General features: G+C 54.7%; 12 protein-coding genes. 10 read left to right on the top strand and 2 right to left on the bottom strand.

Annotated elements, in window-relative coordinates; all coding sequences use genetic code 11:
• Positions 1-153 precede the first annotated feature (153 nt).
• Genes VMT71_01045 through VMT71_01055 form a run of 3 tightly spaced genes read left to right on the top strand, consistent with a single transcriptional unit; the run spans position 154 to position 4,747 of the window.
• Positions 154-2,925 (top strand): MMPL family transporter, encoded by a 2,772-nt coding sequence (locus tag VMT71_01045; GenBank protein HVN22526.1) that lies wholly within the window; start codon positions 154-156, stop codon positions 2,923-2,925.
• 2 nt (positions 2,926-2,927) lie between these two features.
• Entirely contained in the window at positions 2,928-3,542 is a 615-nt protein-coding gene (locus VMT71_01050; GenBank protein HVN22527.1) for an ABC transporter substrate-binding protein, read from the top strand.
• A gap of 41 nt (positions 3,543-3,583) precedes the next feature.
• Entirely contained in the window at positions 3,584-4,747 is a 1,164-nt protein-coding gene (locus VMT71_01055) for a glycosyltransferase (GenBank protein HVN22528.1), read from the top strand.
• A gap of 164 nt (positions 4,748-4,911) precedes the next feature.
• Here VMT71_01055 and VMT71_01060 read toward each other — a convergent pair whose 3' ends face one another.
• On the bottom strand, positions 4,912-5,112 hold the full coding sequence (locus VMT71_01060; protein ID HVN22529.1) for a hypothetical protein: 201 nt from the start codon (positions 5,110-5,112) through the stop codon (positions 4,912-4,914).
• Positions 5,113-5,227: 115 nt separating this feature from the next.
• Here VMT71_01060 and VMT71_01065 point away from each other — a divergent pair, with 115 nt between their 5' ends.
• From VMT71_01065 to VMT71_01095, 7 genes are all read left to right on the top strand, one after another.
• Complete coding sequence (locus VMT71_01065; protein ID HVN22530.1) at positions 5,228-6,445, top strand: CDP-alcohol phosphatidyltransferase family protein; 1,218 nt, start codon at positions 5,228-5,230, stop codon at positions 6,443-6,445.
• 112 nt (positions 6,446-6,557) lie between these two features.
• Complete coding sequence (hpnJ, locus tag VMT71_01070; GenBank protein ID HVN22531.1) at positions 6,558-7,979, top strand: hopanoid biosynthesis associated radical SAM protein HpnJ; 1,422 nt, start codon at positions 6,558-6,560, stop codon at positions 7,977-7,979.
• Positions 7,973-9,937, top strand: a complete 1,965-nt coding sequence (gene shc / locus VMT71_01075) for a squalene--hopene cyclase (GenBank protein HVN22532.1) — start codon at positions 7,973-7,975, stop codon at positions 9,935-9,937. Before hpnJ ends, shc begins: the two co-directional genes overlap by 7 nt.
• Positions 9,938-9,945: 8 nt before the next feature.
• Complete coding sequence (hpnA, locus tag VMT71_01080) at positions 9,946-10,956, top strand: hopanoid-associated sugar epimerase (protein ID HVN22533.1); 1,011 nt, start codon at positions 9,946-9,948, stop codon at positions 10,954-10,956.
• The gene (locus tag VMT71_01085) at positions 10,946-11,773 is read left to right on the top strand and encodes a DUF116 domain-containing protein (GenBank protein ID HVN22534.1); all 828 of its coding nucleotides are present in this window, start codon (positions 10,946-10,948) and stop codon (positions 11,771-11,773) included. Before hpnA ends, VMT71_01085 begins: the two co-directional genes overlap by 11 nt.
• Positions 11,774-11,785: 12 nt before the next feature.
• Positions 11,786-12,790 (top strand): adenosyl-hopene transferase HpnH, encoded by a 1,005-nt coding sequence (hpnH, locus tag VMT71_01090; GenBank protein HVN22535.1) that lies wholly within the window; start codon positions 11,786-11,788, stop codon positions 12,788-12,790.
• A complete protein-coding gene (locus VMT71_01095) occupies positions 12,790-13,566 on the top strand; it encodes a carotenoid biosynthesis protein (protein HVN22536.1) in 777 nt (258 codons plus the stop codon). Before hpnH ends, VMT71_01095 begins: the two co-directional genes overlap by 1 nt.
• Before the next feature lie 107 nt (positions 13,567-13,673).
• Here the strand turns inward: VMT71_01095 and VMT71_01100 are convergent, their stop codons facing one another.
• A complete protein-coding gene (locus VMT71_01100; GenBank protein ID HVN22537.1) occupies positions 13,674-14,408 on the bottom strand; it encodes a hypothetical protein in 735 nt (244 codons plus the stop codon).
• Positions 14,409-14,857: the final 449 nt, after the last annotated feature.

Below are 14,857 nucleotides of genomic sequence, written 5' to 3' on the forward strand. Positions count from 1 at the left end.
AAGAGGGTAGCAAGGTTCCAGGCTAAAGGCCAAAGGAGCTACTGAGTGCTGGTAACAGGTTACAGAGGTTAGAAATTGAGACGAACGCGGAACTCCTAACAGGTAACTCGTAACGGTGATTTGCTCAACACTTGACACAGAACACTGAACACTATGAATTTACTACAGCATGTGCTGAAGAAGATCCTGGAGAGTCAGATTTCGCATCCGCGCCTCTTTCTCGCTGGCGCGTTGGTGCTGGCCGGGTTCTCAATCACCTACACAATAATGGACCTTCAGTTCTGGACGAGCCAGAGGGCTCTCATCTCCCAGGAGAATCGCCTCGTCCAATTGGCAGAGGAAGCCGACCAATTCTCAGACTTTGATACGTTTGTCGTTGCAATTCAGAATCTGAATACGCGCCGATCAATCGAATTTCTTCGCGCGCTCGCATCGCGGCTCGAAGCTGATAATAAAAACTATGCTGAGGTCTTCTGGCGCATAAACCCCGAAAGCTTCAAACCCTGGGCGCTTCTCTATCTGAAGGAGAGGGACCTTTTATCGCTGAGGGACAACCTTCAGGAGCATGAAACCTTTCTGCGCAACCTTGCCCTTTCCCCGGGGTTAATTACGTTCTTTGACCAGCTCAATAACGAAATGGCGCAGCGAATGGTCGGAGAGCTTTTCACGGGATTCCTCGACAAGGACACAACGCAACGTGGCAAACCCATGGACCTTCAGTTTCTCATCAGTATACTGCGGGAATTAAAGGCGCGGCTTAACGGAGAGACCGCCTTCACATCACCCTGGGGCTCGTTTTTCACCAACAGCGGTATGGATGATGCCTCGGAAAAAGGTTATTTCTGGACGGAAGATAAAGGATACCTCCTTCTCTTCGTGACCCCCGGACAGGCAGCGAAAGGGTTCTCGAGATGGGAGGCTCCCCTTGCCAGGCTCAGAAAGACGATTGCCGAGGTAAAGGTCGATTTTCCCGGAATAGATGTGGGCGTGACAGGTCCGAAGGCTCTTGGCGAAGACGAAATGAGAGCAGCATTGCACGATATGAGCCTGGCCACGCTCCTCTCTCTTGGCGGTCTGGCAGTGCTTCTCATTACCTTCTGGCGCGGGATCCGCAGGCCGCTTATAGAAATGGTGGCCCTGCTCACGGCTCTCTCGCTCACCTTCGGCTTCACCACACTTTTCATCGGCCATCTGAATCTCCTCTCGGTGGTATTTGCGCCGATGCTCCTCGGCTTGGGCATCGATTACGGGGTTCACTGGTTCGCCCGCTTCAGAGAGGAACAGCGATGCAACGGTGCATCAAAAGAAGAAGCGCTCAGGACGGCCATGGTAAGGCTTGGCCCGGGAATCCTGCTCGCAGGCTTTACCGCGGCCATCTCGTTCTTTCCCCTTGTGCTCACCGGCTTCAAGGGACTGGGAGAACTCGGCCTGATCTGTGCGATTGGCCTGGTCATGGCTACGCTTGCAACAGTCGGCCTGCTGCCTGCGCTTATTGTGTTGTTTGACAAGGATGAAGGCAGAGATTGGGTTCTCTGCAAACAGCAGGTGCGACCATTTTTGAGGCTTGGGCGTGTGAGCGCCTATCTGCTCATCGTTGTGGCCGCAATTACAGCTCTTCTCTCCATCTGGGCGGGCCGAAAGGTAGAGTTCGATCTCAACACACTACGTCTTCAATCGAAGAAGGCCGAGTCAGTAATCTGGGAAACGAGACTCGTTGAGAGTTCGCGCCGCTCAAGCATGTACGGCGTCATTCTCGCCCATTCTCTCGACGAAATCGAAAGAAAAAGCCAGGCCCTTGAAACGCTGCCAACTGTCCGGGAGGTGCAAAGCGTGTTGGACCTGCTCCCTTCAGACCAGGATCAGAAGATAGGCACCTTGCGACAGATAAGCCCTCTGGTAACCGGAATCGGTCAGTTCTCCGCTGCAAACCACCCTGTGGATCTGGAGCAGCTAGACCAGGTGCTCGGGAGGATCCGATTCAAAATGCTTGATACGACTGGCTCGCAATGGGGCGTGAGCAAGCCGCTGCAGACGCAGATGCGAGAGGTGAGGAGGCTTATCGACGATGTCAGAAAGTCGCTGACCGGCACGGACGGTCTGAAATTGCAGCGTGAACTCAAAGCCTTTGAGAACGACCTGATGAATGACCTGGAAGAAAAGTTCGATGTTCTCCGCAAGGCCGCAGAAGGGAGGCGCATGCGTATAGAAGACTTGCCGAAACAGCTTCGGGAACGGTATGTCGGCAAGAACCATCTGTACATCATCCGGGTCTTTCCTGCTCAGAATATCTGGGAGCCGGATCATCTCAAAACCTTTGTTCGTGACCTCAGGTCCGTGGATCCTGATGCCGTGGGCGATCCGGTCACCCTCAGCGTTTTCACGCAGGCGTTTCGCAATGCCTGTGTACAGGCGGCAGTTTACTCGGTCATCTTCATCTTCGTTCTTCTGATAGTGACCTTCAGGAGCCTGGTCGCTACGTTGCTTGCCCTTACCCCCCTTGTCGTGGGGACTGCATGGACGTTTGGCCTGATGTATCTCCTTGGGATAGACCTCAATCTGGCTAATAGTGTCTTCCTGCCGCTCATTTTGGGCGCAGGTGTCGAGTATGGCATCATCGTTGTTCAGCGCTGGAGGCAGGCAGGCAAAGACTTTTCCGGAGGACCATGCCCGTCGAGCACCGGAATAGGAGTAGTCCTCGCCGGCCTTTCAACGACGGTTGGCTTTGGCAGCCTTACTATCTCCGAACATCAAGGCGTGCACAGCCTGGGCCTGCTTACCTTCGTCGGCAGCCTGAGCGTGCTTGCCGCGGCAGTCCTTTTTCTGCCTGCTCTGCTACAGGTCATCCCCGATGGTGTGTTCCGAAAGAGTATTGCGTGGTGTGGTACTAGTCCTGCGGTTGATTGCAATGCCAAGGAGGAGAACTAGACGTGACTCTTAAAACAAGAATTATCATGATCCTCATCGCACCGATACTCGTGGTCTCTTTCCAACAGGGCTTCTGTCAGGACCCCGGCCCAACCGACACCGTGCGAAAGATGCTGGATGAGGTGATCTCGATCCAGACGGATAAAAACACACAGGGGCAGGAATACAGAGAAGCGCGACGAACAGCGATCAAGAAGGTCATAGTCGGCAATTTCAATTTCGAGGACATGGCGACGCAGGCCCTGGGGGCGTACTGGGGCGGTCTGAGCAGCGCGAACAGATCTGAGTTCAAACGATTATTTCAGGATCTTTTTCTTGATTCCTACTCGCGGTTGGTGCTCGATTTTCTGAAAAAAGAAAAGGTAGAGTATCTTACTCAGGATGCACAGAAGGACGAGGCGAAGGTGAGGACTCGCATATACAGGATGAATGAGGCGATCCCTGTTGACTACTCGTTGCTTCTGGCGAACGGAACGTGGCTCGTTCGTGACGTGAGAATCGACGGGGTCAGCATCGTTGAGAACTATCGGAAGTCGTTCACGAGGCTGATAAAGCAGGAGTCTTTTGACGCTCTTCTGAAAAAGATGCGCCTGCAGCAGCAAGCTGTTGAGAAATAGCCCTGATGCTCACATTGGGCGGGATATCGTGAGTCACGATAATGGGAATCTTCGCTGAGGTCGTCGAAGCTGCTCTCTCACTCATAATCTTGCTGGGATCTCTTTACGCACTCTTTTCCCTTTTCTGCATCGTGGAGTTTTTTCGGCAGTCGAAGGTTGCGCAGGCAGAACCCGAGCCTGCTTACCCGCCGCTTTCTGTCTTGAAGCCCATGAAGGGTGTCGATCCCGAGTGGCGCGACAACGTCGCGAGTTTTGTCACTCAGGACTATCCGGAATACGAGGTTCTTCTGGGTATTAACGATGCGCGGGATGAAGGGCTGACACTGGCGCGGGAGATGGCCGGATCATACGCACCGAAAGTGCGCGTCGTTATCCATGCGAGCAATCTCGGGAGCAATCCAAAAGTTTCAAATCTCCAGGGCCTTATCGCTGAAGCGCGCCATCTCCTGCTGCTCATAAGCGATAGCGATATACGGGTTGGGCGCGGCTATCTGAAGCAGGTCGTACGTGAATACCTTGCAACGGAAAGGGTGGGCATCGTGACGTGCCTTTCCAAGATCACTCGTGCTCACACTGTGGGGGCAGCTCTTGAGTCCCTCACGACAACGGCTGATTTCATCCCCTCGGTCCTCACCGCGAGGAGGCTCGAGGGCGTGACGTTCGCTCTCGGTCCTTCTATATTGCTCTCGAAGCAGGCCTTGGAGGAGATAGGAGGCTTGGCGGCATTTGCCGACCACCTGGCCGAGGACTATATGATCGGCAACTGCCTGTGGAAAAGGAACTACAGGAACATACTCTCCAGTCATCTGATAGAGTACGTCGTGGGCAGAATGAGTGTCCGTGCGTACCTCGTGCATCAGCTCAGATGGGCAAGAACCTACAGAGCGTGCAGGCCCGTCGGCTTTTTGGGGTATGGTATCACTCAAATTTTTCCGTTCGCTCTTCTTTTCCTTGCCCTGCACGGCGCTTCTGTAGTCTCTCTGTCGGCTATTGCCGTGGTTCTCGCCTTAAGATATGGTACTGCTCTCATGGTTGCCGGGATGGCCGGCTATAACCGTCAGTGGTTCCGATGGCTCTGGCTGCTGCCCGCAAAAGATATTCTCAGTTTCGGCATATGGCTATGGTGCTTCCTGGGTTCGCACATTTTCTGGAGGGGCCATCATTACAAGCTGCTGAAGGGCGGGCTGATGAAAAAAATGGATTGATACGATGGGTTAGTATTGGTCGAACGTCTCCATCTCAGTCTTTCCGCGCGGCACCTTTCTTTGTGATAGGTTGATGAACGATGAAGCAAGGCGCGCCTCGTTGAGCGGTAGCGGCAGACGTCTGAGCATCGACCGATAGCCATAGAAGTCGCGGTGCAACTCTTTTACCCTCTGTTCCAATTCTCCGGCAGAGCAGAACGCCGGCTTGATATGGCAGGAGATGCCGGGCCATCTGCCTGGGGCGTAATCCCGGCGAGATACGGCAGGGTGAGGCCTACAAGGTTCCTTTTCCTGGTTTTGTGCAGCGTAAGATCCGATCTGGATCGATAGTGGATCGGCTGAATAATGAGCAGCCTTTTACGCATACCAATATCCTATCAACGATTTGCAGACAGTTCAATGTGCAACGAGATTGACTTAAACAGTTTTTGTTCTTATCATTGTTCCGTTCCCGATTTTCATCATAGCGGGCGTATCGGCGTGACAGGAACCGCACTCATACTTGCGCCAAACGATGGAGGGCTGCAGCAGGTCTTCGGCCTGCCCGTGGTCCGGAGGCTTGTGCTGCTTATGCGGGGGGCCGGGATCGAAACAGTGCAGATCGTGAGCCGCAACGAATCAATACTCGCCACCCCTTCGGGCTTGATCTCGCCGGATGTGCGTCATGTTGTACGTGACGCGGAGGAGTTAGACGACGTTGTCAGCAAGATAATCGTCGGCCGGCATGAGAGGGTGCTGGTGGCGAGGGCTGACCTCGTCGTGGATAGAAGATCGCTCTCTCTGCTTGTCCAGGCCGCAGAAAGGAGTGCGGATGAGGAGTGCATCTACGTTTTGAGGTCCGATGAAGGGTCCCATCTGGAAGGGATCTACGCGGCAGGCAACGATGCGCTTGCTTCCGTTGCACACGCCATCTGGTCGTCCGAGACATCTGATTCAGCAATCCTAGAAAAAGCGGAGTGGTTAGCTGCAGCGCCTGGTCTGCCTTGCATCGCGGGCGGGGAGCACACCTCAGTGAGGAGAGCAGAGGAGCGATTGATTGCCGCTCTTCCGCTGGCAACAGCAGACAGGGACGGTTTCATGGCCCGCCACCTGGATCGCCACTTTTCCCGCCGCATCAGTCGCAAACTCGCCCGCACAGGGGTGACACCCAATCAGATCACCCTTTTCAACGTTGCAATCGGTTTTGCAGGCGCGTTCTTTCTTGCAAGAGGCAGCTACTGGTCGCAACTCGGCGGCTCGCTCCTCTTCCTGCTTTGCGTGGTACTCGACGGCGTGGACGGCGAAGTGGCCCGGTTAAAACTGAAGGAGTCTGTTTTTGGTCACTATTTAGATGTCATTACCGACAACCTGGTTCACGTTGCTATCTTTGTTGGCATAGCCGTCGGGCTCTGCTACCAGACCGGGAATAGGGGCTATCTTTATGCACTCGGATTCCTTCTTGGCGGCTTTGGCCTCTGTGCGTGTGTTGTCCGCAGGACCTTAAACCGTTGTCCCGACAGGGCACGGTCGGGAACGACGAGCAAACTTATCGGTCTCCTGGCAAATCGTGATTTTGCCTACCTTGTTGTCGCATTCGCTATAGTCGGCCATCTAAACTGGTTCTTGCTGGCCGCCGCAGCCGGGACCTATGTCTTTGCCGCAACCCTGTGGGTTCTTGATAAGAGCAGTGCCGCCCAACCAGTGTCGCCTTGCCCTTGACAAACCCCTGTTTTGTGCAGAAAATGAGAGTAGGGTCGCGGATTGCCACGAGCCGTGTTACAATCGGTTATACGCTGGATGACTAAGTAATCCACTTCACGGACAGCGAACGGTGCGGACGCTATTGCTGAATCCTCCCTCATGCAGGGGTTTTGACGGCGGCGCTGGTTCACGTTATCAGGCTCGCCGTGAGGTCAAGTCCTTCTGGTATCCCACGTGGCTGGCCTATGCTGCCGGGCTCACAGAGGGAAGCCGGCTTCTCGATGCCTCTGCCGAGGACATGGATGCAGCCCAGGTCGTGCGTGAGGCTCGCGGCTACGAGCTCATCATAATCCACACGAGCACCCCGACTTTTACAACTGACGCAGGGATCGCGGAAAAGCTTAAGAGTCACTATCCCGGTATTGTTGTTGGGTTTGTCGGACCGCACGTCACTGCCCTCCCCGAGGTTGCTCTCCAGACTTCAAGAGCCATCGATTTCGTCGCACTTGGCGAATTCGATTATACCGTGGCTGAGATTGCCGAGGGGCGTCCCCTCAGCGAAGTCCGTGGTGTAGCCTTTCGCGCAAACGGGACGGTCCGCCGGACGACTTCGAGGCCGGCCATTGAGGACCTTGATGCACTTCCCTTTGTGACCAGTGTTTACGCACGGGACCTTAACCCCGAGCATTACTTTATAGGCTATTTGCAGCATCCGTATGTCTCGCTGTATGCTGGCCGGGGCTGTCGGTCGCGATGTACGTTCTGCCTGTGGCCTCAGACAATATCTGGCCACACCTACCGTGTGAGAAGCCCTGAGAACGTGTGCGAAGAAGTGGCACTGGCGAAGCAGCTCCTGCCGAACGTCAGAGAGTTTTTTTTCGATGATGACACTTTTACCGACAATCCTCATCTTGATGAAATTGCGCAAAGACTGGGTCGTCTCAATATCACGTGGTCCTGTAATGCCCGCGCTGCTGTTTCCAGGGAAACCCTTGCGTTACTCAGGGAAAATGGCTTACGCCTTCTTGTGGTGGGCTTTGAGTCCGGCAATCAAAAAATCCTAAATGGTATCAGGAAGGGAATCCGTGTTGAGCAGGAATGGGAATTCGTAAAGGCGGCAAAAGAACTCGGCATCCTTATACACGGAACCTTCATCCTGGGATTGCCGGGCGAGACAGCCGGGACAATCGAAGAGACTATCAGGTTTGCGAAAGAGATAGATCCGTACAGTGTTCAAGTTTCTTTGGCAGCTCCTTACCCCGGCACCGAGCTTTACGAGCAGGCCAAGCGAAGCGGCTGGCTCGCGCAGGACGAAACGTGTCTCGTGCGGGAAGGCATCCAGAATGCGGTCCTTACTTATGAAGGCCTTGATGCGGAGGCGATCTACGGTGCGGTGGAGCGCTTCTATCGCTCCTTCTACCTGCGCCCTGGTCCCGTATTGCGCATTTTGCGGGAGATGCTGCACGACAGGAGAGTCTTTGCCAGGAGAATGAGAGAAGGCAAGGAATTTTTTTCATTTATGGCCAGGCGAAAAGAGGTTGTCAAATGCTGATGAGCAGCGTATCAGGTTCCCTGCCCGTTTCTCGCACCGGCGATCTGCTTGACCGGGTCACACGGGCGATAGGGAGAACCCACGCCTACTATCGTAGCGAGCAGCATCCCTCCGGTTACTGGTGGTACGAGCTGGAATCAAACGTGACGATTACAGCAGAATACCTGATGCTCATGCACTTCGCCGGCGTCAAAGACACGGAGAAGGATAGAAAAATGGCCCGCTATCTGCTGCGAAAGCAGAGAGCTGACGGCACATGGGCGATACATTACGGCGGGAAAGGAGATTTGAGCACAACGGTCGAAGCATATTTCGCACTCAAGCTTGCCGGATTCTCCGCTGACCATCCTGCCTTGAGAGAGGCGCAGCAATTCATTCTTGCACAAGGTGGCGCCGAGCGTTCAAGGGTCTTCACGAAGATCTTTCTCGCGCTTTTCGGCCAGATGGACTGGGAGGCCACGCCCTCGGTACCTGTCGAAATAATGCTTCTGCCTCAATGGTCTCCCCTCAATATCTACGATATATCTGCATGGGCAAGAGCCACGGTTGTGCCTCTCTCGATACTTCTCGACCTCAGGCCGGTGAAGCCACTTCCGGAACAGATCGGGATCCGCGAGCTATACAGAAATCCCTCTGACCGCCGTCCGCCTCTCACCACCGGGCAGACGCCATTCTTGTCCTGGAAAAAATTCTTTCTCGCCCTCGATGGCCTGATCAAGGCGGTCGTAGCGAGCCGCGTGAGGCCGCTCAGGAAACGGGCTCTGCACAAGGCTGAAACCTGGGTGATCGAGCATCAGGAGGAGAGCGGCGACTGGCTGGGCATACAGCCCGCTATGGTTAATTCCCTGCTGGCGCTCATCAGTCTTGGCCGCGAAGCTGGTAACGGACGGTCCAATCATGCTGTGCGGAAAGGCTTTGAAGCCCTCAAGAGGTTTACTATCGAGACTGAGGATGAACTTCTGCTTCAGTCCTGCGTGTCGCCGGTCTGGGATACAGCTCTGACTGGACTAGCTTTGCTTGACTCCGGTATGGGCAGGTGTGACCCGGTGCTCACAAACGCGTGCACGTGGCTTTCCTCGAAACAGTCATTCAGAAAAGGCGACTGGAGCGTAAAGAGGCCAAGCCTGGAGCCGGGGGGGTGGGCCTTCGAATTCGAAAATAGCTGGCAACCAGATGTTGACGACACAGCGGTGGTCATGATGTTTCTGAATCGTTGCGGGGAGGGAGGCATTGCTGCAATTCAGGAGCTCAAGCTCGGCCTGCGCTGGCTGCTCGGCATGCAGGGGAAAGACGGCGGCTGGGGAGCTTTCGATGCCGACAACAACACGGAGATTGCCAACCAGGTACCGTTTGCAGACCTGGAGGCAATGCTTGATCCCAGTACCGCTGACGTCACGGGGAGAGCACTGAAGCTGCTTGGCATGCTCGGCTATAAACCCCACGACAACGAGGTGCGTCGCGCGCTTGCATTTATCAGAAAGACGCAAGAGGAGGACGGGTTGTGGTGGGGAAGATGGGGCGTGAACTATGCTTACGGGACGTGGTCCGTGCTGGAGGGGCTTCGCTCCATAGGGGAAGAGATGGACAAACCTTACGTGAGAAAGGCAGTTGCCACCCTAAAGCACCACCAGAACGAAGACGGCGGGTGGGGGGAGTGCTGTGAGTCTTACGAGGACCCGAGCCTGCGGCTGCAGGGAAAGAGTACGCCATCGCAAACGGCATGGGTGATCATGGCGCTGCTTGCAGCGGGAGAAGGAACGTCAGAAGAGGTGGCTCACGGGGTATCTTTCCTGCTCGAAAGACAGAAGACGGACGGAACATGGGATGAGCCCGAATACACCGCCACAGGGTTTCCGAAGTATTTCATGATAAATTACCACAACTACAGGAACTGCTTTCCTCTTATGGCACTCGGCAAGTTCGTGTCGTCCCTACATGGTGAGAAAGGCATACAGTGAAGGCTCTCGTGACAGGTGCCACCGGGTTCGTGGGATTCCACGTGGCGAAGGCCTTGCAGGAAAAAGGTGTCGAAGTCCGGGCACTCGTGAGGGCAAGCAGCGATACTTCCGACCTTGCACCACTCGGTGTGGAGTTAGTCACGGGGGACATAAGAGACTACGATTCCGTGCGCAGGGCGCTTCAAGGCTGCGGAGAGTTGTATCATGTGGCCGCTGATTACAGGCTCTGGGTGCCTGACCCGGAGGCCATGTACGAAACAAACGTCCAAGGCACCGTGAACGTGATGCAGGCCGCTCTTGAAGCGGGCACGGGAAAGGTTGTCTACACGAGTTCAGCAGGGACGCTCGTCCCTAAACGGAGTCGTGGCAAGTGCAACGAGGAAACACCAGTTTGTCTCTCCGACATGGTGGGCCATTACAAAAGGTCTAAGTTCCTCGCTGAGAGGCACGTCTACGAGTTCATCAGCAGGGGTCTGCCCATTGTGATTGTCAACCCTACCACTCCGATCGGGCCCATGGACAGAAAGCCCACACCCACCGGCAAGGTGATTGTAGACTTTCTCAGTGGCAGGATGCCGGCGTTCATAGACACAGGCCTGAACTTTGTCGACGTTGAGGAAGTAGGGCTGGGGCACTGGCTCGCGTCGCAGTACGGGAAATCCGGCGAGCACTATATCCTGGGTAACCGCAATATGAGTCTGGGTGAATTCCTGGCGATACTGGGCCGAATAGGCGAGCGCAAGCCTCCGCGTGTAAAACTCCCTTACGTGCCGGTACTTCTCGCTGCTTATGTTGACGAAGCTGTCTCCACGTGGATAAGGCACACACAGCCGACAATCCCTCTTACAGGCGTTAAGATGGCCAAGAGCTACATGTATTTCGACTGCTCAAAGGCTGTCCACAGTCTGGGAGTGCCGCAGATGCCGGTGGAACGCGCGATGCAGAAATCGATCGACTGGTATCTCGAAAGAGGCTACGTGAGGAATCGGCCTTCGTCGGGAGGTCGGCATGTCTGCTAGACGCGAAGGCAGTCTGGTCGAACCCATGGATAGGAAACTGGGCGATGAGTGGACAGGCTGGAGTGGTGAGACAGAATCGGCTGAACTCGACGCAACAGAGCGCGCCACCACGTTTCTCGTTCTTGGAGGCGCTATACTTTTTCTCCTTCTTGTACTGCTCAATACAGGCTGGTATCTGGTAAAGCCAAGAATCGGGCAGTTCAGCTCCCTTGCCCCCGGCCTGTTAGAGCGTTGCGTCGAGGGATTCTCCGTTCTCATTTTGCTGGTCGTGGCAACCGAGGTCATCTCCGTTGCTCGATTTGAGAAGTCATTACTTCCCTACCTGTGGACCGAGAGGTTCCTCCTTGCACTGCTTCCGAGAAGCGTCTGGCTGGGAGGCAAGTTCGGCATGAGCAGGGACAGGATCTCGAACTCCTTCATCAAGGCGCACAACGTCGTTTTAAAAGCGAATGCCGACAGGCTGAATGCGCGGAGGCTCTTAATTCTTTTGCCGCGATGCCTGGAAAAAGGGACCAGGAAAGAGGTACTTGACAGAATTGACCCGCTTTCTGCAAAAACGGTGACGGCGTCGGGCGGCGAAGAGGCACGGAAGGCAATACGGGAGCACCGGCCCAGCCTGATATTGGCAGTCGCCTGTGAGAGGGACTTGATCAGCGGCCTCAGAGACGTGGCCGGCAAGATACCAGTCCTTGCCATACCGAACAGGCGGCCCCAGGGGCCGTGCAAGAATACCCAGCTGGCAATAGACGAACTGGATGAGGCGCTCCGTTTTATTGCGGAAAGGAAAGAGACGAAGCGAGTCGATTGCGTCTCGTAGCGACATCCTCTCATGCGCTTTCCAGCTGGTCTTTATAAATCACTTGTATCCTGCACCATCAAGAACAGCCTCAGAGGGATCAAGAGGTTTCCTCTGGTACTGATGCTGGAGCCCACGCACCGCTGCAACCTTGCGTGCGCAGGATGTGACAGGATCAGGCTTAATGCCGAGACTCATGCTCCCGATCTCTCCCTGGATGAATGCATTGACGCCGCTGTCCGGTCAGGTGCCCCGGTGGTCACTGTCACCGGAGGCGAACCACTGCTATACGGACAACTGAGAGCCCTTATAGCAGAACTTCTCCGGTTGAAGCGGTACGTGTACCTTTGCACGAACGGTCTCCTGGCCGGCTCTCTCCTGCGGCAACTTACCCCGCATCCCGGCCTGAGCCTCAATTTCCATTTCGACGGTATGGAAGAAACGCACGATCGTGTGACCGGGCAGAAGGGGACATTCAGAACGGCTATTGAAGCTATCAAGAGGGCGAAAGAAGAAGGCTTCAGGGTGTGCACCAATACATCCGTATATAAATACACCGGCATGGAGGAACTGGAACAACTCTTTGACTTGCTCACCCGGATCGGCGTGGATGGAATCTTGATTTCTCCGGCGTTCAGCTACCAGAGCGTAAAAGAGGAAATATTCCTGAGCAGGGAAGAGGCCACCGAAAGATTCAGGGCCATGGAATACATGTTTCCCAGGTATCCATTCATGGGTACGCCGATGTACATTGATTTTTTGCAAGGCAAGAAGAGGCTGCTTTGCACGCCCTGGGGCAATCCGACACGGAACCCTCTTGGCTGGAAGTCGCCGTGCTATCTGGTGACCGACACGTATTACGAGTCCTTCGCGGAATTGATGGCGAAAACTGACTGGGACACCTACGAGTCGGGCCGAGACTCGAGGTGCCGGGACTGCATGGTCCACAGCGGCTATGAAGCGAGCGTCATGCGGCAAGCGTTTTCCAATCCGTACGAGCTCCTCAAGCTCCTCCTCTGGAATCTCGGGGGCACTTGATGGAATCAATCCCCTCACAGATTTTCAATACGATCATCATGAGGCCTTACTTCGTTATCTTCTTCCTGACCTATCTTCTCGGGTGCTCTATGAACATGGGGATCAAGAGGACCCTGCTCTTCTGTATCACAGGCTATGGCCTGGCATGGCTTTCGGAATTCTCCTCGATCCACAGCGGCATACCGTACGGACTTTATTATTACATCGAGGAGACAAAGGGAAAGGAGCTTTGGGCGCTGGGTGTTCCTTTTATGGATTCGATGAGCTTCGTATTTCTTGTCTGGGCGAGCTACTCCCTGGCGCTGATAGCGACCTCACCCGTTGTGCGCTCAGGAGTGACAATCTATCTTTTCGAGACGAAGAAGATCAGAAACTCCATGCGGGTAAGACTTCTCGGGGCCGTCTTCTTTGTCTGCCTCGATGTCATTATAGATCCCGTGGCGCTGAGAGGCAACAGATGGTTCCTCGGACAGATCTATGGGTATCCGCAGCCGGGCGTCTATTTTGGTGTACCCGTGTCGAACTTCGTCGGATGGTTCGTAGTGGGATTTGTCTTGATCTCGGCGCTTCAAACCATAGACAGGCTCATGGAGATGAAAAAGCTCAAAGGTTGGTACGGCCGGAGACACCCGTGGAGATATCTGATTGGCCCTTCCCTTCACTTCGGTGTGTTTTTTTCAATCTGTCCATCACCTTCTTCATCGGAGAGTATGCGTTGGCGTGGGTTGGCGCGTCTATCGTCTTCCTCCAAGCGTCTTTTCTTTATTTCTTGCTGAAGGCGAAACTCTCACGCGGGCTCTCGGAGAGCGCCCTGAAAGCACATCTAGTGGATTTCCCCGGCGTCGCCTGCCCACCAGGATGACGCCGAAGCGCGCCTTTAAGACTAGAGTATCTTGGCGAGAGTTTCGACTGTACGCCAGAGATTCTCTGATGCGACTCTCGAGCGCCTTCCGAGGCGTATTGCTACCGGGATCAGCCACGGCTTGCCGAGCAGCAAGAAGATGGCCCTGAGAGATCGATAGTTGCCCGAGGCGTCGTTCACTCGCAGCAGGGCGCGTGGGATATCCTCGTCAGCACGGTCTGTGATCGAACGCACCGCAAGAAACGGGAGTTGTCTCTGACGGGTAAGTTTCGCAAGAGGAAAAGTTTCCATATCACACACAGGAAAGGCGATCTCCGGCGGCAATAGGCCTTTTACTGTTTCCTTCTCCATCCATCTCTCGAGTGTCAGGAAATGCCCGGCCCGTATCGTGGTGTTGCCGCGAAGTTTGTCGACCAATGCGCATGCATCAGGAATTTGAATCGTTTTCAGCACGCCTCCGGACACGAGAGAGATGCTTGTGGCCATGATAAGGTCACCTATGTCGGCGTTCTCGTAAAGAGCACCGCCAAACCCTATAGAAAGGACGAGTGCAGGGTCGAACACCTGAAGAACCCATTCAAGTGCCTCTTCTGCGTTGCGTGTCCCCATGCCGGTCGCTACAAGCAGGATTTTATGGGAGAGGTATGTTGCGCGGATAACGCGAAACGCACCCTCTTGCGAGTACCTTTGCGGTTTTAGGTGCTTGAGTATCGCCTTCGATTCGTGCGGGAAGGCGCAAACCACTGCGATCTTCACGATTGCTCATCTCCCGATCGGCACTGTACTCTTGATGCGGATATCCTATAACAGCCAGCCGTTAATTTCAGAAAATTTGCTGGATTGAATACCGGCCAGTCGGCACCCGGCGCAAGCCGCCGACGTGGGCCGACGGAGGCGTCTAGAAATACATCCCAACACTGATGATGTTCGCGTTAATCGACCGGTTTAGGAGGACGTGTCGCCACTCAAACAGTATCCACCGGCTATGCAATATCACATTCTCTGATCCACGGTAAACGGTGAATCCAGGTAACCTGTGAATCTACCGACCCTTCTCAGCCAATCTAGAAATTAAAGGTCAACCACCCACCAGCGCCGAAGTAGTCTTTCATCTGGGCTTCGAAATTGATGCTGAACTGATCCTTCACCGGGATGCGGATGCCGAGACGGGAGCCGAAGGACTTGTCCGCGCTGATGTTGCTGCC

The organism is Syntrophorhabdales bacterium (assembly GCA_035541455.1).
Taxonomy (GTDB): Bacteria; Desulfobacterota; Syntrophorhabdia; order Syntrophorhabdales; family WCHB1-27; genus JADGQN01.